Origin of the sequence: Thermocoleostomius sinensis A174 (assembly GCF_026802175.1) — a bacterium.
GTDB classification, from domain to species: domain Bacteria; phylum Cyanobacteriota; class Cyanobacteriia; order Elainellales; family Elainellaceae; genus Thermocoleostomius; species Thermocoleostomius sinensis.
The window spans coordinates 1317301-1340170 of the sequence record NZ_CP113797.1 but is presented as its reverse complement, the minus strand read 5'-3'; the positions used below and the strand labels follow the sequence as shown (position 1 = coordinate 1340170).

Here is a 22870-nt window from a genome sequence, read left to right as displayed (position 1 = left end):
AAGCGTTTATTTTCTACTAGGGAGACATCATTGGCACAAGAGCGGGCTTTCTGGCTTGCTTGGTCGCAAATTCCTGGAATTGGGGCCATTCTCATTCGCCGCCTTCACCAACATTTTGGTACGCTTGAAGCAGCTTGGGATGCAGGGTTAACAGAGCTTGCGACCGTAGACGGGGTTGGGCGGCAAATAGCCGAAACGATTGTCGCTGAGCGGCGCAATCTAGATCCAGTTGAGCTTTTGGAGCAGCATCAAACTACAAACCCTAACTTTTGGACGTTGTCTGATCCAGATTATCCTCGGCTACTGCGGGAAATTCCTGATCCGCCTCCCGTTCTCTACTTCCGCGGTCGAGTCAGTCCCCCAGAAAATCAAGGACTGTTACCGGCTATTGCAATCGTGGGAACGCGCAAACCCTCAGACTATGGTAGACGGTGGACGCGCAAACTCAGTGCCACGTTAACCAAAGCTGGATTCACCGTTGTGTCCGGCTTAGCAGCAGGGGTCGATACGGAAGCCCATCATACCTGCCTAGCGACCGCGGGACGGACGATCGCCGTATTAGGCACGGGTGTAGATGTGATCTATCCTTGGTTTAACCACAAGCTCGCGGAACAAATTGTCTCGCAGGGGTTGCTATTGAGTGAGCATCCAGCCGGAACACAACCCGATCGCTCTCACTTTCCGCGTCGCAACCGAATTATTGCTGGATTATGCCGAGCGACCCTAATTGTTGAAGCACCTGAACGATCGGGGGCCCTGATCACGGCTCGGTTTGCCAATGACTATGGACGCGAGGTCTACGTTTTGCCTGGTTCACTCGATAATTCTCGTTCTAAAGGCTGTTTAGAACTGCTTAACCAAGGTGCTCAGGTCATTCTAGGCGAACAAGAGCTATTAAATGGGCTAGGACTGTTACCAAACTTGCCGCCCCTTGCCTCGTCGGTGTCGCTTGCCCCATCCTCTTCAACGCAACTGACTATGTTTGCCGAAGAGAGTTTGGTTGGGCTTGAGCTTGCACCAGAATTACGGCAGGTGTTGCAGTCCATGCCCCTAGAGCCAGTCACGGTTGATTGGCTAGTCGAACAAACCGGATTAGATGCTGGAACCGTGCTTAGTGTCCTGTCTCAACTTGAACTGATGGATTTAGCTTCAATGTTGCCAGGAATGCAATATCAGCGGAGATTGCGATCGAACGTTCAAGACGATTTCTAGCCAGGTTATGTTCTAGTCCGGTCCACCCGCCATTGTAAAAAAATTGTGAGTTTTCTCTCACTAAAAAATCTTTCTAAATCTTTCAAAAAATTAAGTTCTGTGTTATCACAACGATGATGAAGTTTGCGAACAAAAGCTCGATTGGACTGCCCTGACCCACTAAAGCGGATATTAAAAGTTCCGTGAATATGCGGTTGCAAAATAAGCAGTCGTCCAGATTGCTAGTGTTTTAGCAGGTAAAGATTTGGTAAACGTAAAGGGCGAACCTAGCCAAACTTCAGATCAATTTAAGATTCTGGCAATGTGCGAGGAATTTGGAATCTAGAGGGAACCCTGAATCTAGAGGGAACCCTAAAGATCGACGTTGTCGGTCTGCCGAACATTCTTGGAGTATACAGAGTAACCAATACTATGCGAATTTTAGTCACAGGTGGCGCCGGCTTTATTGGATCTCACCTTATCGATCGGTTAATGGAGCAAGGCCATGACGTTCTTTGCCTCGACAACTTCTACACCGGACATAAGCGCAATATTCTCAAATGGTTTAATCATCCCAACTTTGAACTGATTCGGCACGATGTCACCGAACCCATTCGCTTAGAAGTCGATCAAATTTATCATTTGGCTTGTCCAGCTTCGCCTGTGCACTACCAGTACAACCCCGTTAAAACCATCAAAACCAACGTCATGGGTACGTTAAATATGCTGGGATTAGCTAAACGGGTGAAAGCTAGATTTCTGCTGGCTTCGACCTCGGAAGTGTATGGCGATCCAGAAATGCACCCTCAAACCGAAGAATATCGCGGCAATGTCAACCCGATCGGCATTCGCAGTTGCTATGACGAAGGCAAACGAGTAGCAGAAACCCTGGCGTTTGACTACCATCGTCAAAATGATGTGGACATCCGCATCGTCCGTATTTTTAATACCTATGGCCCCCGCATGTTGGAAAACGACGGTCGAGTCGTCAGCAATTTTGTGGTGCAAGCGCTACGCGGGCAACCCTTGACCGTCTATGGAAACGGGTCTCAAACCCGCAGCTTCTGCTACGTCTCTGACTTGGTAGAAGGTATTATGCGCTTGATGAACAGCGACTTTATTGGCCCAGTTAATTTAGGCAATCCAGACGAGTACACGATTCTGCAACTGGCTCAAGCGGTGCAGCAAATGGTTAACCCGGATGTGGCGATCGACTTTAAGCCCTTGCCCCAAGATGATCCCCGCCGCCGTAAACCCGATATTACACGAGCTAAAACCCATCTAGATTGGCAACCTACCGTGCCGCTGCAAGAAGGACTGCAACGTACGATTGAAGACTTCCGGGCACGGCTCACTGAAGCGGCTCAATCTGACAAAGACAAAACAGAAGCCCCCCTACAAATTTAGGCGATCGGGTTTAATACAGTTGTGTTAGAACAATTGTCGAACGATGACCGCCGTCTCTCCTCGCACAACCGTCCTACTTCTGTTCAACCATGATTTGACAGAAGGTGGAAACGAATCCATGTTGTCTCTCATTGTTTAAGGAACTGATTTCCATGCGTGTTTGTGTCATTGGTACTGGATACGTTGGCTTGGTAACAGGTGTTTGTTTGGCTCACATCGGGCACGATGTTGTTTGCGTTGATAACAACGAAGAGAAAGTAAAACTGATGCAGTCTGGGCAGTCTCCCATTTTTGAGCCAGGATTGTCTGAGTTGATGCAAGGAGCCATTCAGTCACAGCGGATTCACTTCACAAGCGATTTAGGTGCGGGCGTCTCCCATGGCGATATCTTGTTTATCGCCGTAGGCACTCCTCCTTTACCAACGGGAGAAAGCGACACTCGCTATGTAGAAGCAGTGGCACGCGGCATTGGAGAGCACCTGAACGGTGGATACAAAGTTATTGTCAATAAGTCAACTGTGCCCATTGGCTCTGGAGACTGGGTGCGAATGCTGGTGCTAGATGGTGTAGCAGAGCGACAGAAAGAACTCGTGGCGGCGGGCGGTGGAACGGCTACCGAAATCACCGCTGATTTTGATGTAGTCAGCAATCCTGAATTTCTGCGGGAAGGCTGCGCTATCTACGATACCTTCAACCCCGATCGCATTGTGCTCGGTAGCAACGGTCAGCGGGCTATCTCGATGATGAAAGAACTATATGCGCCGATCGTGTCGCGGGAGTTTGCCGAAGACAAATCCCTGCCAACGGTTCCCGTTCTTGTGACTGACCTAAGCTCAGCTGAGATGATTAAGTACGCTGCCAACGCCTTTTTGGCCACCAAAATCAGTTTCATCAACGAAGTCGCCAACATTTGCGATCGGGTAGGCGCAGATGTGACGCAAGTGGCTAAAGGAATTGGTCTGGACTCGCGCATTGGCAACAAGTTTCTGCAAGCTGGCATTGGTTGGGGCGGTTCCTGCTTCCCGAAAGATGTGTCTGCTTTGATTCACACTGCTGACGATTATGGCTATGAAGCGCAGTTGCTTAAGTCGGCGGTCAGTGTGAACCAACGACAGCGCCTGCTAGCAGTGGAAAAACTGCAACAAGTGTTGAAAATCCTCAAGGGTAAAACCGTTGGTTTATTGGGCTTGACCTTCAAACCTGATACCGATGACATGCGCGATGCGCCCGCTCTCGACATCATCGAACAACTGCATCGGCTGGGAACGAAGGTGAAAGCGTTTGATCCACTGGTATCTCAGAGTGGAATGCGGCACGGCTTGTCCAACGTCCTAGTAGAAACTGACCCAGAGCGGTTGGCAGATGGCTGTGATGCGTTGGTGTTGGTGACAGATTGGAAACAATTCCGCAGCCTTGATTTTGCCAAGATGGCGACGTTGATGACTACACCAATCATCATTGACGGTCGTAACTTTTTGGATCAAGACGTGGTTGAGAAAGCTGGATTCCGCTATGTGGGCATTGGTCGGCGCGGCTAACTAAGCTCAGTGGCAGCTTCTTTCTATTGCAAGATTAACTCGTGACGTGAAAGCAGGTAAGGTAGGCTTAATGCTCTTATCTGCTTTTAGCTTATGGACTTGCATCATCAACACGACTGGAATTTAACACCAGAGGAAGCGATCGCCCTCCAGCAATCCTTGCAGCAGGCTGTCATTACGCTTGATCAGTTCCAGAGCATTGATACGGTCGCAGGCGTAGATGTGGGGTTTGAAGATGCAGGTCATACCACTCGGGCAGCTGTCGCTGTTTTAAGCTTTCCAGGTCTACAGTTACAGGAACAGACGATCGCCCGTCGTCCTACCACCTTTCCCTATATTCCTGGGCTGCTGTCGTTTCGCGAGGTTCCTGCCGTATTGGATGCATTGGAAAAATTGCACATTCTACCTGACCTATTGCTGTGCGACGGTCAAGGAACTGCCCATCCACGTCGGTTTGGCATAGCTTGCCACTTGGGGTTGCTCACTAACATTCCTAGCATTGGTGTAGCTAAATCGCTGTTGGTGGGAAACCATGCCGACATACTCGATGAAAAAGGCGCTTGGCAACCGCTCCAGCACAAAGGAGAGACGATCGGAGCCGCCTTACGCACTCGCCCTAAAACCAAACCACTATACATTTCTCCGGGGCATCGGGTGAGTTTAGAAACAGCGATCGATTATGTGTTGCGCTGCACAACCAAATATCGCCTGCCAGAAACGACCCGCTTTGCCCACAAACTCGCCTCTGAAACCCCCGCTTCGGAGTTAGAGAAACTAGAAAAGAAGCAAGCAATGGCGACTCCTTTGGAAAGCGAACAGCTAAATCTTTTTTAAGCCTTTTTGAAGCCACGGCAAATTAGCTGCCGCCCTAATTCATCTGCGCCACTACCTCTTGCAATTTCGATCGAAATTCCCCCTTGGGGTGTGCTCCTTTCACCTCCCCCACAATCTTAAATTCGCCGTCAGGCGAATCACAAATGATGTAGGTCGGCCAGCCCATTTCCGCTTTGTCAGGATATTGGGCCAGCAAAATTTTGCGGTATTTGCGATAGGTGGCTGTGTCTTGCATCTTGACATCAACAAAGTCTAGACCAAGTTCCTCAGCAACTTTTTGATCATAAAACGACATCTTGTGGCAAAGTCCACAATCTTCCGAAGAGAATTTAATTACGCTTAGACTCATGGTCTTGTTCTGAATTGCTATTGCAGCAGTGACTTTAAACGAGATTGGCAAGAATTGTCCTCACGAGCAACTGATTTTAGTAATTCGCTACAAACACGGGGCGATCTCTCGTTAGGGGGTGACTATTTTTGGCCGTCCTCGGCTACAGTAAGCTAGAGAATGGTAGCCAAGTTAACGAAATAGTTAACTGCCTCCAAAATATCTGTTGTTATATCCGTTGATTAGGAGCACGATCGTGGAAGCCCTTGTAGACTTCACTTGCAACCTGGTCATTTTAGTTAGCCTGGTTTACTTTGGAGTAGGATTTGTTCTGAGCATGATTGAGCATTGGAATCGCATCGATCCTGCTGCCTATAAAGCCAAAGCTAAAACTGCTCTACCACCAGTACCGCTATCGCTACCAGAATCTACAGAAATTGCCATTGAACTCGAGCAACCCGAAATGGAAACCTTGGAGTCTATGGCTTACGAATACGAATAGGCTGCGATCGTTGTTTCGACATTTCAACGCTGATAGGGTAGGGTGAGCATTACCCACCCTACTCGTAGTATGAAGTAACTTATGACGTATTAGAATCAACCGGCAGGTTGCCGGACTCGACTACCGATCGGGGGTGTCGGATGCATCCCCTTTAGGCAGAACCAGGAGGGTAATTCCTTCTAGCCCAACCACTTTGACAGCGTCCCCAGGAACCAGCACCGGACACGCTGCTCCATAAAATCGAGCCTTCCAGGTGCTGCCTTGAAACCGCACTCGTCCTGGCTGTGTAGGGGTGATACGCTTCTCAACCGTACCGTAGACATTCTTAGGGAACAACTTGACGCGCTGAGGCGAGGTTGTCTTCATGACAGATTTTCCATCGAAAGGAATTCAAATGCAATGAATGGATACCCGATCGTTTTCTCCAATTCCGGACAGCTATTAAAGATTCTGTAAAGCCAACAGACTGATATAGAATTAAGCCACCTGAGAAGGAAGCGCATTGGTGGGTTCTTCCAGGATGCAGTTGGTCAGGTAATCCGTTCCCAATGCCCAATTTACCATCCGTAGATAAAGAATCGCGCCCGTTTCGGCTCCTTCGCGCAGGTCACGAATATTGGCTACGTCTAGGGGCACATCTTTCAGGGTTTGTACAATCCAATCCCCGTGGGGCAACTCTTCGTGTAGGTGAATTTGCACAAAGCGAGACGTGCGTTCGTTGATAAATGGGGCGTTGCTCATCAGTCGCTTGACGACATCGCCACCACCTGCGCCAAGGTTTTCCAAAATGCAAGTTGCACCCAGCCGCACCAGCGGACGCGAGTGAATCACTGAATCAAAATACGTCCACCACAATTTAACGTCCAATGGCACGGGTAAAACGTCATACCCTAGATTTTCTAGATCTTTACAGGCAATTTTGTAGTGCATCTCTTCTTCTAATCCGAAGGCGACAAGAAATTCGCGTAGTTTGCCTTTATGAGCTAGCAAAGGATGTCCTGCGATCGTAAAGAAGTGCCGTTGGACATTGCGCGTCAGATGATATTGCATCGACAAATAGCGAACATATTGTTCTAGGGTTAAGCCGCCAGATTGCTCGACTTGTTCTAGTTTGAGGCGAAAAATTGTTTTGGCTTTTTGAATGACCTGCAAAATTTCCTGCACAAGTTTTCTCCTTATGAATGGGGTGGGATAAGTAGATGAGTAGATGAGTAGATGGGTGGGAGGTAGAAGGGGCTAAGGTTAAGCAGCTTGATTGATGTTGGATGAAGATAAATCGGTCGATCGCTCGTAAGTCACATCTTTGGCAACATACCGTTCGCACAGCGATTGAGAGACCTGCAAAAAGAACTGACACATAGCGTCGGGCATGGTCTTGATCGCTCGCATAGCGGCTTGTTTGGGCAGCACAAACAGTTCTACATCGGTGACGGCTGTGACTTGTTCTGGGGATGGCAGCGAAGCAAACAGGGTGACTTCTCCAAAGAAATGATGAGGATTAAGTACTGATGTAGTGGTGGTGTTAGAATGAATGGTGCTCTGGCGTTGAACGATACCCGACAACACAACGAACACTGAGCTATGGATATCCCCAATCCGCACGATGTTCTCACCTGCTTTCACCGAATGAAATAATCCTTGTCTCAAAAGTTTTTTGAGTTGCTCTCGATCGAGAGATTGAAAAATAGACACTGGTTGATCAGAATGATTTTGTTGTTTGTGCAACCAAAATTCCCAAACTTCTTCGGGCGAGTGTTGATAGGTGTTGAAGAAATCAGCAGCTTTAGGAAAGGCTTCAAGAAACCAATCTCGTGTAACGGTTGGTGTGGTTACTCGACGAGCCGATCGATACATAGGAGAATGCACCGCTTGCAAATGGGCAATATCGTCTAGCAGCAACACTAATGGAATTTGTAATCCAGCATCTACATCCAGAAAATTATCGCCGTAGCGACGAAACCCCAAATTTTCATAGAACGGAACCAGCCAAGGTGATGCATGGGAAAAATCGAACAGAATGCCTTGTTCGCGGGCTAGTTTATACGCTTCAACAACGATCGCCCCCGCTATCGAAGAGTTTCGATACTTAGGAGCCACCATAAACCGAGAGCTAAAAGAAAGCACATCCTTTGGAAAAGCCACCATAAACCGCTCGATTTCTAAAGCGCGGTGGATCAAGTTAGGTAGGGGAGTTTCACTTAATCTATTACGTCGTAGGGTGGCCGCAATGTCGCCATCGATCGTCAGGTAAAGCAAGGTAGCTGTATCGTCTAATTCATCTTTGAGAATGCGTTCAGCATGATTGGCTCCGCGAGGATTTTTGTTCATCTCCTCGACGTAAACACGATAGCGAAATTGATAGATTTGTTGACGCGCTTCAGGTGTAGTTGCAAGTAACACTTGTGCCATGGTGCACCAAATGATGGGTGATAGATAAGTGACGTAAGACTTAGTTTGTAAACCAAAAATTGCAAGTAACTTAAAAAAAATTGTGCGATTGCTTGCAAATTTGGCAACTTAGACACGCTTTAAAAAGCGTTTGAAAAGGCGATCGATTTAGAAGACATGACTTTGAAAACAACAACAGTGTAATAAGCAGGTAGATAGGACGTGTTGAATTCGTTAGCTTTGGAAACCCCCTTTAACATTGCTGTTGGGTAAGATAGCAAAGCCTAACCCGTTCTGAATTTACAGCTATCTAGCGGCTCATTTTGCTTTGACGGTGTTTAGCTAAACGTTGTTGTTTCACTACTAATCAAGCTCAGTTTCTCTCAAATTCCACAGTTGCTTACCCAAGTACTGCAATGCTTCCGTGCATCAAAAGCAAGCAAATATTTTCTTGGTTCAGCCTCTATTAATTTTGAGAAATTCAGGACTGAACTGACTGTATTAAGACCTAGGTAAAATTTTTCAACTAGTTTCTTGGGATCAGGTTTCTGCGGATAAATCTTCGTGAATGAAAAGGACAACTAGCGTCTGCGGATACTTCTCGATTCGATTTAGCTCTGTTACCGGCTGTGTTTCAAACTAGCTAGCTTCTTAGTGATCTAAGCTTTATTCAAGCCATCGATCGTTGTGCTATCAATGTGCGATAGCTTCTTCAGCCAGCAAACCGTTCTTTTTCAGCTATTAAGCTCTACACCGGAACAGGCGACTATTTCGTATTTTGTCACTATTTAATTTAAGGCGAGCGTTAACCTAAATCGTTAACCTAAGACGCTCGAACTGGGTTGACTGCCATATTCTTTGTCTCCTCATCCCCCACTCCCCTCTGCCATAGGGGGGAGAAGGGGAGCCGAAACGATTGAATTGCTGTCACCATACCTCAGCGAGTTAGTGTCCCGATCGCATACCCGCAGGTGCTATTTGAGCAGGTGTACATTTGAATGGATAGTCGATAGTTGCCTGTGTTTGAGGGCGTAAACGAAATAATCGGATAATCATCTGTGTCGCTATCTGAATCCAGTAATGTTTGACCGTAGCGATCATATAAATATAGATCTACATCGGTACAATAATCGTCGCAGGCAGCCATAAAGATGTACTCGACTCCTGCTCGTAGTCGTACAGTTCGATGAGTATACTGTCCTCCTGCAATTGAGCCAGTTAACGGTCGTCCTGAGAAAACATAATCGGGTAATTCGTCATAAGCTGCATTTTCTAAATAAGCACGAGCTTGATCGGGGGTGGCGATCGCGGAGCTAGAACAAAGCAGAGTTGCACCAACCAATAGGGCAGCACTAGTGCGAAACAAGGATTGAGGGCGCATGGTTGTTTCTCCAAGAATACGATGATTGAAAGTGTGACGAGAGTGATGAGTAGATGCTCAATACAAGCTATTGTTTTATCTCTACTAATTTGGGCAATCTTGGAACCGTCCATCACACCACGCACTAGAGCCGGGGGCGATCGGTTCTTCTAAGGCAGGTTGGAGTGGCGCATTCTCCGTTAAAGCTGTGTCAGTATGACTAGTATCAGCCTGGTTGAAATGGGACTCAACTTGCTTAACCCCAAATAGAGCAGTTAACAGCACAACGGTTCCCAGCGGAATGATCATGAGGTTGAAGGGAGAGGAGAAGTGTAGATTCATAGTAATGTCACCGAAATAAGTACTGATCTCAAGAGTGAGAAGGAATAATGTGGTAAACGCCATCCACCTGAAAGGTTATTTCTTCTGCGTTTCTACTTTCATCAAATCAACACAATGACTGAGTTTGTGATTGAGAATGCCTGAGTTTTTATTGAGTTTTTACGAAGTGAATAGATTGACAATCGAAGGTATTAATTACAATCAAAGGTATTAATAATTACAGAGTAGAGAGGCCCACTACCCAATTGCTCGGTTATTCTAAATAGGCTGCAAACCTCTCGATGCATCTTCAGGAATCTCTTAGAGGTTGTTTGAAGATGCTCTTATCAAACCCTGTTGCTGACTGAGATCGAACCTGAAAATGACTGACTTGTTATGACTTGCGATCGACCTTCTTATATTTATTTGAAACGTCACAGAATTCAGGAATCTATCGGTGAAGAGCTATGTCACGATCGCTTAGAGTGGATCAGGTACACATTGGAACCGTAAAAGCAGCGGTTCGGGCTAGATTTCATACTCAACGCGAACTGTCTGAAGAGTTGGGAGTTGCTTTAGCGACGGTTAGTAATTTCCTCAACGGTAAACCGGTCGATCGCGCCATTTTTGAGGAGCTTTGCACAAGGCTATTGCTGCACTGGAAAGATGTTGCTGCCCCGCTGGAGGAATCCTCACCTCCACCTGCGATGCCAGTAACTAACGTCGATCGCCCCGCAACACAGCAGGATTGGGGAGAAGCGCCCGAAGTGTCAACGTTTTACGGTCGCATGGATGAATTGGCGACATTAACCCAGTGGATCACGGTCGATCGCTGTCGCTTAATCGTGATTTTAGGCATGGGCGGCATGGGCAAAACCACCCTAGCCGTGAAGTTGGCGGAACAGATACAGGGTGAATTTGAGTATGTGATTTGGCGATCGTTGCTGAATGCACCGCCGATTGAGGAATTACTCCAAGAACTAATTCAGTTCCTATCCAATCAACAGGAAATCCATCTTCCTGATACTTTAGAAGGGCGACTTTCTCGTCTAATTCAATACCTGAATCAGCATCGCTGTCTTGTTCTGTTAGATAATTTTGAATCTACTTTACAAAGTGGCACTTGCGCGGGTCACTACAATTCAGAATATGAAGGCTATGGTCGTCTATTACAACGCATGAGTGAGTCATCACACCAGAGTTGCGTATTGTTAACCAGTCGTGAAAAACCCAAAGATGTATCGTTTCTAGAAGGTATTGATGCACCCGTTCGATCGCTCCAATTGAAAGGACTAACACAGTCCGAAGGTTGGGAAATTTTCAAGTCAAAAGGATGTTATGGTGCAGACGATCGCGAATTGCAGGAAGTTTTTGAGCATTATGCAGGGAATCCATTAGCACTACGAATTGTTGCATCTGGAATCCAAGAACTTGCAGAGGGTGACATTGCTGAATTGCTGCCCTATTTGCGACAAGGCGAATTTCAATTTGGTGATATCAATGATTTACTCAAACGTCAATTTGAGCGCTTATCGCTAGCAGAACAACAAGTAATGTATTGGCTGGCAATCAATCGTGAGCCAGTTACACTAGCTGAGTTGGAAGCGGATATTGTTTCTGATCTGGTGCGACGACAACTGCTGGATGCAGTGCAATCGCTAATCCGCCGCTGCTTAGTCGAACGTACAACAAAGCAACTCTCGCTTCAGCCGGTTGTCATGGAGTACATAACTTATCAACTTATTGCAGGCGTATGCAACGAGGTCGTTAAACGACAACAAACTCTACTGAGGCACTATGCCTTGCTCAAGGCGCAAAGTAAGGATTATATTCGGCAAGCGCAAATTCGCCTGATCATTCAACCAATTCTCACAGAATTAACAATGAAGTTAGGAAGTATGCAGGCGATCGAGCAGCAGTTCAAAGACTTGTTGGTGATGCTCAGACAGGAAGCCCCTCTGCAACCTGGATATGTTGGCGGTAATGTTTTGAATTTGCTGGGTGAGTTGAACGCTGATTTAAGTGGGCTAGACTGTTCTTCTCTGTGTATTTGGCAAGCCTACTTAATTGATAAAACCCTGCATCAGGTCAATTTTGCTAATGCAGATTTCTCGAAGTCGGTTTTTGCTGATGCGCTGAGTGCTACCTTAGGGCTGGCATTTAGTCCAGATGGACAGTTTTTTGCTGCCGGAAACTCGGACGGCTTGGTGCGAGTTTGGCGAACCACTGATGGACAGAAGCACTTGACCCTTGTGGGACATCACAGTTGGGTCACTTCGGTTTCCTTTAGTCCTAACGGACAGCTTCTAGCAAGCAGCAGTTTTGATCACACTGTTAAGTTGTGGAATTTGACTACTGGACAATGCCTACGCACGCTATCTGGACATACCAATTGGGTCTGGTATGGATGCTTTAGTCCAGATGGGCAAACGCTAGTCAGTAGCAGCGCTGATTGCACTGTGCGACTTTGGAACGCCAAAACTGGTGAGTGTTTACGTGTTTTGGAGGGTCATACAAGCACGGTCTGGTATGCGAAATTTAGTCTGGATGGTCGCTGGGTGGCTAGTGGAGCCGGGGGAGACGATCGAACCATTCGCCTGTGGGACGTGCAAACTGGGCAGACTTTAAAGGAATTTCAAAATCAAGGGTGGGTTCGATCGGTTATCTTCACACCCGATGGACGCTGGTTGATTAGCAGCAGTAGTGATTCTGTTGTCAGAATTTGGGACATTGCTACAGCAACTTGTATCCGTCACCTGCAAGGACATTCTAGTACAGTTACCTCTCTTGCCCTGAGTTCCGATGCTCAAACCCTAGCCAGTGGCGGACAAGACACAACTGTCAGAATTTGGGATATTGCTTCTGGACAATGTCTTAACACTTTACGAGGACATCCAAACGGAGTTTGGACAGTCGCATTCCATCCGGATAAGGAAACGCTAATTAGCGGTAGTAATGACAGCATGATCAAGCTCTGGAATGTCAGAACTGGTCAATCGGTAAGAACCCTAACAGGATATGACGATGGAATTAGAACGATTGCTTTCAACTCTAAGCAGCAACTTTTAGCAAGTGGGGGAAACGACAAGAAATTGAAACTCTGGGATATACAATCGGGTGAATGCATTAAAACAATAACTGGACACAAAAGCTGGATTTGGAGTACAGCTTTTAGTCAAGATGGCCGCATACTGGCCACTGCAAGCAGCGATCAAACAGTTCGACTTTGGCACGTGGACACCGGTAAGCCCTTACATGTTTTGTATGGTCACACTAACCTAGTTATGTCCGTGGCATTCAGCATAGACGATCGACTGTTAGCAAGCGGCTGTAGTGATCAAACCGTGAGAATTTGGGATGTTGAAACAGGGCAGTGTCTGGAAACGCTTCAGCATCCAGGGCAAATCTGGTCGGTGGCTTGTGGTGTTTATCCCGATCGCGCTGCCGGTGCTGGCGCAATATCACACATTTTAGCAAGCGGCGGCGATGATAAAGTTGTACGGTTGTGGCATATTCCATCTGGCAAATGTTTCAAAATCTTGGAAGGTCATGACAGCGCAGTTTGGTCAATTGCTTTCAGCCCAGATGGTCAGATGCTTGCAAGTGGGTGTCACGATCGAACTATTCGCCTATGGGATGTGCAATCGGGTCAATGTTTACGGATTTTAACCTGCGATGGCCGAATTTGGTCTGTACGGTTTAGCGCAGACGGACAACAGTTGGTAAGTGGCAGCGACGGTAAAACCGTATCGTTATGGGATGTTCAATCTGGTGAATGCCTCGTAACTATGGTCGGGCACATAGGTGAGATTTATACTGCAACGTTTTTAGAAAATCAGTCAATGATTGCAAGTAGCGGGCAAGATGGCATGATTAGACTTTGGGACTCACAGACAGGAGACCTCATCAAAACACTACGAGATAACCGCCCCTATGAACATATGAATATTACAGGAATCACCGGGTTAACCACTGCACAAAAAGCAACTTTGTGTAACTTAGGAGCGATCGAAGTATAGAAACTGAGTGATAAAAATCATCCTATCGCCTGTTACTCATTGCCTATACTAAATTCTGCTAAGAAATGTAGCGCTGAAATACTTGGCAAGAAGAAGTATCCGCCTGCTCTGACTGTGACGAAAGTGGGGAGATTTTGCAAAGATTGCCGAATTGGTTCTTGCTGAAGCGTCATCTCTCGTCGTGCTTCTTTGGGATCTTTACCAATTAGGGGATCAATCTCTCCGTATAACCCATTGAAGTTAGAACTTTGTACCCAACTCTGTTGGATAAATTCAAACTGACGACGAATGTTGGCATTGATGCAGATAAACAATAGCCCCTTTTCTCTACCTTCTGTATCTTCATAAAGTGCGCCACGGCGAATAATTCGATGGAGCTTCGACGTTTTGATTGACTCTTCAGGTTCATTTCCCAACGAATCACGTGGATTGACTCGACGGATGTGAGCACCCAGTGGACATCCATAGCCAGAAGCATCTTTGTCTCGGTAGGAAAAATCGTTGAGCTTTGCCTCCCATTCCTCGATCAGTTTTGCGTCACCGTTTGCATCTGCTAGTGGATCGCGATCGGGCGACAAGCTAAGGGGTACACCACTCGGCCATCGCCCTACAAGTTTAGCTTTCATCAACTCCTTTTCTTCTTTTTCAAACAGGTCAAAATACTTGTGAAATAACTCCACATCTTGACGCAGTTTACGAAATACCAAGTAACTGCCGTTACGCCCAAAATCTCTGAGAGAACCTCTCAAAACTTTCAGATGATTGAAATCTGTTTTAACTATTGGTGTAGGTGGTAAATGAATCTTAGTGTTAGTACTTAATGCATTGGGATAACCTAGAATGAATTCTCCTGCCTTGATACAGTCTTGTCCCGGAGCTAGCAGCTTGCCGCTTCCTTCAATCGCAGGTTGTGAGATGCTATCACGAAATCCGAAATGTTCTTTGAAGTAGCGATCGGGTTTATTCTGCCCACATTCGCTAGGTTTATACTGATAGCCATCTTGCTTATAAATAATTCGCCCAGCCTGACTCAAATCTGATTTCTTTGAGTCGTCAAATTGCTTCAAGTAAACTTCGCAACACTTTTCTAGCTGATAATGATCTGCTGCTTGGATAATGAGCAAGATATGAATTCGTTGTTCTGCAACTTGATAGTCCTCTGGGTTTAAAGTTTTAGTCCACTCTCTGCGCCAAGGCTTTTCCCACTCTTCTGGCTTACTCTTTTCTACGTCTCCTAACTGCCGTGATCGATACGGTGCTGCCATTCCTTCAATAAATTCTTGTGGGAAGGTATTTAATGCCTCATTTGACAGTCCCAACTGTTTTAACCCTACATGCGTAAAGGCAATATTAATAGCAGGGTCACGACGAGCGCGAGTTTGTTCTATTTTTGCTGTAGTGATAGCGGGACAAATTTTCTTCAACCAGGTTCTTGCTTGTACCGGATTATCGATCTGTAAAAACAGATAGCGAGAGAATGGCAAATACTTAAAGCCACTAATAATAATTCCTTGAATATCTCCAGTTTCTAGGTTGATTGATTGCTGTAACGGCTGATCTTTGTCTTGCAAATTCATTTTTCTTAAAACTTTAACTTGAGATGAGAACAATTATAGGTTTGTAAGAAATCTTTGCACTTCTGCGTGTTGCAGAAAATTGAGCAGTTGTATTGCTCGTTCGCCAATTTTTCGATCGCGTTGAATTTGCCCAATCGATAGATTTGGATGAGCACTATAAAACATTTGAGCCGGAAATTGATGCTGACGGATGTAATATTTAAACCACTCAATATCGTCAGCACCCGTTTCAGGAAATCCAACACAGGGTCCCCAAATCACATTCATTCCGTCTCTTGTATACCTAACAAAATCATCAATATAAGCATCCCAAGCTTCATCGTAGTTGCTTTCAAACAGCAAATAGGAAGCCTTGCGACGACGCTTGTTCACCTGTGTTTCTAAATCTACAATTACCCACCGTGCTAAATGGATTGTACCTAGTTTGGGAAGCCCATTAGGAGCACCCCGTTTTAGCAAAAACAAAACAATTGTCAACGCAATCCGATAAAACCAATCGACTTCGATTCCATAGGGTAACCTCCAGGTTTTTAGTGGAGTTAGTACTGTTATTTGATTTTGTGTAATCTTGTCTTCTAAAGCGGTAAGTGTCTTCAAGTTTCTTTTAAATCCTGGTAAGTCAAACTGTTCATTGAGTTCTACAATTTTGACAAGATCAGGGGGTCGATTAGAGTTAATTCCTAGAAGAAATTGCAGCAGCTTGGAACCAACACCTAATAAGGAATCACTCCTTTTCTCCACTAACTTTTTGACTGTTTCTATTATGGTTGACCAGATGCTTGGTGCTGGCAAGCTGGCAGGTAAGGAAATACTATAAAAATCTAGTAAACTCAGCTTAAAACCTAGACTGTCAAAGTACTGTAAAAGCCGTTTTAGTATGGCATAAATTTCAGCGTTCTGGCGTATCGCTGCAACGGATAGACCATATTTGGACTGGGTGAATTGATAAGCATTGTAAAACACGTTTTCCGGTTGAAATGAATGCGAGCGAATGAAGCGAGTTAATCGAGCGGGGTTCAATGCCCACCCTACAGTGTAGCCTTCGCAACACTCGAAAATCTTGTCGAGCTTATCGCCCATTAGGGCAATTAGTTCTTGAATATAGTCTTCAAACGCGCCATCATAGTTGGTACTGAAGTACAGATGTGGCTCTAATCCCTTCAACGTTCCTTGGTCTTCTAAAATTACAAATCGAGAAAAATGAGTCAAATTCGAGTCTCTAAATCGCGATCGAATTTCATTGTCTTCAATGATGATAAACGCTAAATAACACGCTCGCAGAATCATCCAAGGATTAAATTCTTCTCTTTTATCGACTTCTTTGATTAACTTCTGATACCAGTACAACCAAAGCAGTCGTTCCTGAATAGACTTGTAGTTGATAGTTTTGATTCGGCTTTCTAAAATCGCTTCAAGATCAGCTTTACGATCAGTTCGAATTTTAACAACAACTGTCAAGGGGTATTGTTGCACAGAACGATCGCTCAGCATGACTGAATCTAGTAGTTGAGGAGTAAAAGCATCCGGAGTCGGTTCTTGAGGCAATAGGTTCCTTTGGACATGCCTACGTTTTGAAGTATGTTGATAAGTATCCTTACGTACTTGATTAATATCACCAAGTGGTTCATGCTCTGGCAAGCAGTGCCAAGGTGTAAAAGACAAATTCTCACCGAATTCTCTTTGCTCTGGAAGGTCAAATATCTGTGCTGGAATGCGTATCCTTGCGACGCGATACGTCTCAGCGTTTTTCCACACAATCCTTGGATCATCTACAGGCGTGCGGTTGGGATTTATTTCATTTTGTAGCTGCACATAAAAGTCAAACTCAGCCGATCGATACGTCAAATGGTTGACCATCGCTTTGCTCAAGTAATCGGAGTCTTTCTTCGATGATTGAGTTCCGTGGTTCTCGATTGCAGGTTTGACAAAAAATTTAATCGCTTGAGATCCCAAACGATAGGGCGTTCCACTCCAATAAGGAATTTCTAGAGGACTCGCTGGTTTTCCAAAAAATTTCTTCAACCCTGCGGGTAATAGAATCTGAGCCTCGCGCCAGCGCCATTGCAGTGGACTCCAACTAGGAACAAGAAACTGAGCAAATGCCATCGATTCACTATTATTCGCTCTACGCTTCTCAAGCAACTCGACATAATCCTCTGCATCGTTAACAAAAAAAGCAGGTAGTGTAGATAACACAAAGTCTTGAGTTTCCGCTTGCTCTTCACCTTCTAGAACTTTCTTGCCCTTCACTCCCATAAGTTTGATGGCCATGCCGTAGACCAAATCTCCCTTAGAGTCATTCTGAGCTTGACCATTCGAGAAGCGAATCCAAGCTGGAAAAGTATGGGGTGCTGCAAACACTCCAACTTTGAGTTTCTTGGGCAGGTGCTTTAATATGGTGAATTCCGCCCAAACACAGCCGTGCTGCTTCGGGTGTTGATCACGTTGTCCTTGTTCTACCCTAACTTCGCTGAGTTCAACAATCCTATCAATAATTCCGTCCGCTGCTCCGTTGTTATCAACTGGAGGCTGACCCTTGAATTTGGTTTTCACAAATAATCCAATATCTAACTTTAAAAGTGTAAGAAAAGTCCGATGCAGACCTAATTTCTATTGCTTCAAAACAGCATAGATCTGTCTGCCGAGGAGAAACCCGTTGCGAGTGGCAGAGAGGAGTCTAATAACCTGGAGGATACTCAACGTTAATATACAAGGTAGGATCGATCCCCTCAGGCATACTTAGATCAACTTAACAAAATTAATTGCTTCCAGTTTGGATTTCTCTGAGTGCTGAAGCCAATTGATTCCATTCAGAAATTATCTACCCAGACAGTGACGGCAACCAGATGGCAGACAACACCGAGCAGTTTCGTTGGATTGTCACGATTCAGCAAAACTTAGATTGGTTGTTTGCCGAGCCCAGATGGGTTTGTGGCAGGTGACTTGCTGTGGTATCCGGTAAGGAACGCCAACGCGCTAATCGATTAGCTGAGCAGTTGCGATCGATGAGCATCAACCCCGATGAAATTCTGTAGATCTAGAGAATAAAACCTGCTATATCTGGAGTAGGCACGCTGGTTAAACATTCTGTAAAAAATTTCAGGATGGGTAGGAATGAACGCGATCAACTAAGTAGCAACCACAAATTAATTATCATGAAACGCCGAATCCATTCTCGTTCGTGGATCAATCCTTGGAGTGCGAGGATGTTATTAAGTTTGTGCTTGAGTTTATCAATTACAGTTGGGGAGGCGATCGTTGTACCTGTCGAGGCACAAACTTGGATTGCTCAACGCATGACGGAGCTACAGTACACAAACACTCGCTGGATCGAGATCAACGTGTCTACTCAGCGCTTAATTGCTTGGGAAGGAAGAACACCAGTATATGCCATTATTGTTTCTACCGGAACAGACGACCATCCCACTTTAGTTGGCTCATTTACAGTGCAATCAAAACATCGCACAGCACGGATGCAAGGGGATGATTATGATGTTCCTGATGTTCCGTTTGTGATGTACTATGACGGTAATTATGGTATTCATGGAGCATACTGGCATCGTTCATTTGGCACACCAGTTAGTCATGGTTGCGTCAATGTTGCCGTAGATCATGCTGAATGGCTATTCAATTGGGCGACGATCGGCACTCCAGTTGTAGTGCATTATTGAAGTTGATAATCGGTAATTGAAATTGGTAGTCTATTACCGACTCCCGACTCCCGACTCCCCACCATCAACTTCCCCTACTTGAGCAGTGCTAGGAGTAGATGACATTAATAAGCGAGGTTTAGGAATCTCCATTGTCAGCACTCGTTGTAAATCAAGGAGAAAGATAGGTACCGTTGTCGATTGTAAGGTGGCTACTGCATAACTGATGCGTTCAGGCATACTGGAGTGGCTATTGAGTTCTGGCAGTGAATGCACTAGCGCAGCGGACAACTCTACTAGATCAGGAGGAGTACCAATCGGAATGCCATACAGGTGTCCTTGAAAATTATGGATGATCACTAAAATCGATCGATTTTGCAGCGAATCCGTTGCACTAGCCTGTAATGATTCATGAAGATCCAAGAGCTTGATAACGTAGCGATCAATTTGCAGTAGCCCAGTTTCGTTAGGTTGACCACTTGAAGCAGGACGACGAATCACTCGCAGTACCTGTTCGACAGGCAAAGCAAAACGATAGGGTGTAATCGAAAAGACAATATATTTGGCTAAGTTGGGGGAATGATGACTAACCATCGTACTCCTCATTCAGATACCGTATTGAGCAAGGTTTGCTGCAATAGATCAGTGATAGTGGCTAGTAGTTTGTGTTCAATGTAGGGCTTCGTCATATAAGCAATTGCCCCTAGTTGAGCAGCTAGCGATCGATAGCTGTGATCAGTACGAGAAGAAAGGATAATCACTGGAATATGAGACAGGTGCGGTAGTTTTTGAATATGTCCCAAAAACTCAAATCCATTCATCGTCGGCATTTCAATATCGCAGATTACTAAGCGAATGTGATGCTGATGCTGTAGCTGGGCGATCGCTTCTTGACCATCTTTGGCTTGAAACACTTGATAGCCAGCTTTCTGTAACGTAAACACGAGTGCTTGACGGCTAGTAATGGAATCTTCCACAACCAAGATTCGGGTGTTCGGAGGCACCTGAGACGGAGCCAACCGTTCGGGAGGGGAAATAGAACCAGTTTGATGAGATGGGTCAGCCGATAGCAAACTTGGCGCAGTTGCATGAGTCAGAGTTTTAGCAGAGTCCGACCAATGGCTGTGGACATTTGCTTGCTGACGGGCAATTCCTAACTGTACCAGCTTGGCTCCATCGAGAACTAACGCTAACTGCCCAGTGGGTAAAACACTCGCCCCTTGCACATAGCCAGGGGCTTCAATCATTTTTCCTAGAGGCCGAATCACCAGTTCTTGTTCACCAATCAAGCGATCGACCTCAATAGCCAATAACCCAGTTTGGCAGCGCATCAGTACAATCGGTTTGCTTGTTTCCTTTCCGGCAACCGATGGCAACCGAAAATTGGCTGGAGGATAGATGATTGCACCATAGTTTAACAAACTAGAAAGTGAAAAGATGGGTACAAGTTGTTCTGGTCCCTCTTTCTTCCATTTCAACGCTTTGCAGCCATGACGCTCATAAATATGACTAGATTGAGGAATCAAAATTTGCTCAACAGCATCATCTAAGAGAGCATAGACTTGAGAACCCGCTTCACACACCAGTAATGAGGCGATCGTCAAATTTAGTGGAATTTGCAGCGTAAAGGTAGTACCGTGATGTGGTTGGGTCTGTACAGTCACAGAACCTCGCAATGCTTTTAGTTGACTTTGCACCACGTCCAGCCCAATCCCTCGACCGGACAAGTCATTCACCTGAGCTGCTGTTGAAAACCCTGGTTCAAACAACAAATCAATCAATTGGGATTGGCTTAGTTGACTAGCTTGCTCGAGCGAAAGCCGTTGTTGCGCAACAGCCCGATAACGAATTTGGTCAAAGTCAATTCCCTTGCCATCATCGCGAACTTCAATCATGAGACAACTGCCTTGGTTATGTGCGGCGATTGTAATGTGCCCCTCAGCAGATTTGCCTTGCTCTTGCCGAACAGTGGGCGTTTCAATACCGTGATCAAAAGCGTTGCGAACCAGATGTAACAATGGATCGTACAGCTTCTCAGCGATCGCTTTGTCAATTAATACATCTGTTCCCTGCAAATTTAAAACCACGGGCTTGTTATGCAAGGTCTCTAGCTGTTGCAGTACTTGGGGAAAGCGCCGCAAGACTTCTCCTAGGGGCAACATTCGTGCTTCAATCAAAGCATTGCGGGTATTTGTTAGCAGATGACGTTGCTTTTCCTGCGTCTGAGTAGACTCGCGGGCGAACAAATCAATCGCATCGACCGACTCTGTCAATTGCACCAGATCATCCAGTAAGGCTTGAATGAGGTAGGCAGGGCTGTGGCGATCGGGTTTAACAGGCTGCGAGTGAGCCACATCAGATTTTAGATAGTTCTGTGATGGACGCACCGAGGAAGATTTGTTGCGTTTGCCCTTTCCGCGCCTTCTCGTTTGCTGGAGCGCTTCTTCGCCCATCGTCAGGCGATCGGAGAAACGCCGCAGTTGATTGAGCAGTTGTTGATGCTGATTGAGTCGTCGTCGCAATGTCAGCATATCAAACCGAAGTTGTTCGGTTTGCAGCAATTGTCGGTTTTGATGAGTGAGGAGTTCTCCAACTGCATAGTTAAGGTGATCGAGATGTTTGACATTCACCCGTACGGTAGAAGGGGCTGCTGAATCGTTGACCGAGGGAGGGGGGGATACATGCATGGGATGGGATGACGCAAACGAACGATCGTTCCCCCAATCGTTCGTTGAGGATGCAGTCATCGCTGCAAACAGATTTAGCTCTGGCTCAGTTGGGGTTTCCAGTGCATCTGCACTCGCTGTTCCCCAAATTGACTCTAACAACGAGTTCGCATCAACTTCAGGCAACGGATTAACGGACTCTGTTGTTTGTTCTGCCCACGCTTGCAAGGAGGGAGATGGTTGCCCACCCTGCTGGCGATCGCCGGTCAATACCGCCGCTTGCCCTTCCCGAAAGTCTATCAAAGCCTGTTGCGCAATGGCGACGACCTGATCGGGATGCTGATCCAAGGCAGTCATTGTTGCTTGAGCAATGGCCGCAAACCCAACCAGATTGAGAGATTCAGCAATCCCCAAAAACACCTCGGTCTGTGTACGCAAGAGAGCCGAAAGTTGATTAGGTTGCAATTGATCGATCGCCTCAGACAGTTGCTCTAACCGTTGAGCCACTCCCACTTCAAAAATCGATTGCGTCACATCAAAGCCCAACTCTTCCGAGGTGGGAAGCTGGGCATTGTGATCAAAACAATCGCCTAATTTCTCCTGTAATTGAGCAAAAATTGCCGCCGTTCGATCTAAGATTTCTCCATGGTTCACCGATCGCCCCGTTAACTCTGCCACCAATGGCAGCCGCAGACACTCCACTCCTTCAAACAGCAACGCTTCTGCTTCCGAATCAATCATCAGATCTGGCTGACAGAGCGCCTTAAAAATATCTTCTAAAGAATGAGCAACCGTGGCAATTGTTTCCAATCCCACGCTAATAGAAGCACCCTTCAGCGTATGAGTCACGCGCAGCAACGTATGAACATGATGAAGACTGCGATCGCTTTTGAAATCCAGTAAGCCTTGCTCCAGTGCTTGCAGCAGTTCTGGTGCTTCCTGAACAAAATATCGGTAGGTTTGCTCGCGAATGGTTGGATCGAGGGTCATGACATCGCTTAGAATTACAGACTTACTATCAAGAAGAACAGAAAAAGCAAAAAACAGCAGACAAGATAAATTGTTTTAATTCCCTACTCCCTACTCTCT

17 protein-coding genes and 1 pseudogene are annotated in these 22870 nt (G+C 46.0%); 8 read left to right on the top strand and 10 right to left on the bottom strand.

The window, feature by feature from the left end:
* The first annotated feature begins 30 nt into the window (after positions 1–30).
* The 4 genes from dprA to nfi all read left to right on the top strand — a co-directional run bounded on the left by dprA (position 31) and on the right by nfi (position 4970).
* Positions 31–1212: a DNA-processing protein DprA gene (gene dprA, locus OXH18_RS05805; protein ID WP_268611487.1), complete on the top strand. Its 1182-nt coding sequence runs from the start codon at positions 31–33 to the stop codon at positions 1210–1212.
* Between the two features lie 411 nt (positions 1213–1623).
* Positions 1624–2598 carry a UDP-glucuronic acid decarboxylase family protein gene (locus OXH18_RS05800; protein ID WP_268611485.1) on the top strand — a complete coding sequence of 325 codons (975 nt, stop codon included), beginning with the start codon at positions 1624–1626 and terminating at the stop codon, positions 2596–2598.
* A 152-nt stretch (positions 2599–2750) separates the two neighbouring features.
* Positions 2751–4136, top strand: coding sequence for a UDP-glucose dehydrogenase family protein (locus OXH18_RS05795; RefSeq protein ID WP_268611484.1), 1386 nt, complete (start codon positions 2751–2753; stop codon positions 4134–4136).
* Between the two features lie 93 nt (positions 4137–4229).
* Positions 4230–4970, top strand: a complete 741-nt coding sequence (nfi, locus tag OXH18_RS05790) for a deoxyribonuclease V (protein ID WP_268611483.1) — start codon at positions 4230–4232, stop codon at positions 4968–4970.
* Between the two features lie 34 nt (positions 4971–5004).
* Here nfi and OXH18_RS05785 read toward each other — a convergent pair whose 3' ends face one another.
* Positions 5005–5319: a thioredoxin domain-containing protein gene (locus OXH18_RS05785; RefSeq protein ID WP_315874630.1), complete on the bottom strand. Its 315-nt coding sequence runs from the start codon at positions 5317–5319 to the stop codon at positions 5005–5007.
* Between the two features lie 235 nt (positions 5320–5554).
* Between OXH18_RS05785 and OXH18_RS05780 the strand changes: the two genes are divergently transcribed.
* Entirely contained in the window at positions 5555–5800 is a 246-nt protein-coding gene (locus OXH18_RS05780; protein ID WP_268611481.1) for a hypothetical protein, read from the top strand.
* Positions 5801–5920: 120 nt separating this feature from the next.
* Here OXH18_RS05780 and OXH18_RS05775 read toward each other — a convergent pair whose 3' ends face one another.
* The 5 genes from OXH18_RS05775 to OXH18_RS05755 form a co-directional block, all read right to left on the bottom strand.
* Positions 5921–6166: an NfeD family protein gene (locus OXH18_RS05775; protein ID WP_268611480.1), complete on the bottom strand. Its 246-nt coding sequence runs from the start codon at positions 6164–6166 to the stop codon at positions 5921–5923.
* A 111-nt stretch (positions 6167–6277) separates the two neighbouring features.
* The gene (locus tag OXH18_RS05770) at positions 6278–6964 is read right to left on the bottom strand and encodes a hypothetical protein (protein ID WP_268611479.1); all 687 of its coding nucleotides are present in this window, start codon (positions 6962–6964) and stop codon (positions 6278–6280) included.
* Positions 6965–7042: 78 nt separating this feature from the next.
* Entirely contained in the window at positions 7043–8209 is a 1167-nt protein-coding gene (locus OXH18_RS05765; protein ID WP_268611477.1) for a cyclic nucleotide-binding domain-containing protein, read from the bottom strand.
* A 916-nt stretch (positions 8210–9125) separates the two neighbouring features.
* Positions 9126–9569 (bottom strand): hypothetical protein, encoded by a 444-nt coding sequence (locus tag OXH18_RS05760; RefSeq protein WP_268611475.1) that lies wholly within the window; start codon positions 9567–9569, stop codon positions 9126–9128.
* A gap of 84 nt (positions 9570–9653) precedes the next feature.
* Entirely contained in the window at positions 9654–9890 is a 237-nt protein-coding gene (locus OXH18_RS05755; RefSeq protein WP_268611473.1) for a hypothetical protein, read from the bottom strand.
* 446 nt (positions 9891–10336) lie between these two features.
* Here OXH18_RS05755 and OXH18_RS05750 point away from each other — a divergent pair, with 446 nt between their 5' ends.
* The gene (locus OXH18_RS05750) at positions 10337–13888 is read left to right on the top strand and encodes a WD40 domain-containing protein (RefSeq protein WP_268611471.1); all 3552 of its coding nucleotides are present in this window, start codon (positions 10337–10339) and stop codon (positions 13886–13888) included.
* 32 nt (positions 13889–13920) lie between these two features.
* Here OXH18_RS05750 and OXH18_RS05745 read toward each other — a convergent pair whose 3' ends face one another.
* Positions 13921–15465: a Dyp-type peroxidase gene (locus OXH18_RS05745; protein ID WP_268611469.1), complete on the bottom strand. Its 1545-nt coding sequence runs from the start codon at positions 15463–15465 to the stop codon at positions 13921–13923.
* A gap of 33 nt (positions 15466–15498) precedes the next feature.
* Positions 15499–18018, bottom strand: coding sequence for a catalase family protein (locus tag OXH18_RS05740; RefSeq protein WP_268611467.1), 2520 nt, complete (start codon positions 18016–18018; stop codon positions 15499–15501).
* Between the two features lie 293 nt (positions 18019–18311).
* On the opposite strand from OXH18_RS05740, the pseudogene OXH18_RS05735 reads away from it, so the two are divergent.
* Together OXH18_RS05735 and OXH18_RS05730 are read left to right on the top strand one after the other, a co-directional pair.
* Positions 18312–18444, top strand: a pseudogene (locus OXH18_RS05735) (Uma2 family endonuclease); the annotation flags it as partial.
* A 176-nt stretch (positions 18445–18620) separates the two neighbouring features.
* Positions 18621–19136 (top strand): L,D-transpeptidase, encoded by a 516-nt coding sequence (locus OXH18_RS05730; RefSeq protein WP_390904351.1) that lies wholly within the window; start codon positions 18621–18623, stop codon positions 19134–19136.
* A gap of 33 nt (positions 19137–19169) precedes the next feature.
* Here the strand turns inward: OXH18_RS05730 and OXH18_RS05725 are convergent, their stop codons facing one another.
* Together OXH18_RS05725 and OXH18_RS05720 are read right to left on the bottom strand one after the other, a co-directional pair.
* On the bottom strand, positions 19170–19709 hold the full coding sequence (locus OXH18_RS05725) for a chemotaxis protein CheW (protein WP_268611465.1): 540 nt from the start codon (positions 19707–19709) through the stop codon (positions 19170–19172).
* Positions 19710–19717: 8 nt separating this feature from the next.
* Complete coding sequence (locus tag OXH18_RS05720) at positions 19718–22771, bottom strand: hybrid sensor histidine kinase/response regulator (protein WP_268611464.1); 3054 nt, start codon at positions 22769–22771, stop codon at positions 19718–19720.
* Positions 22772–22870 lie beyond the last annotated feature (99 nt).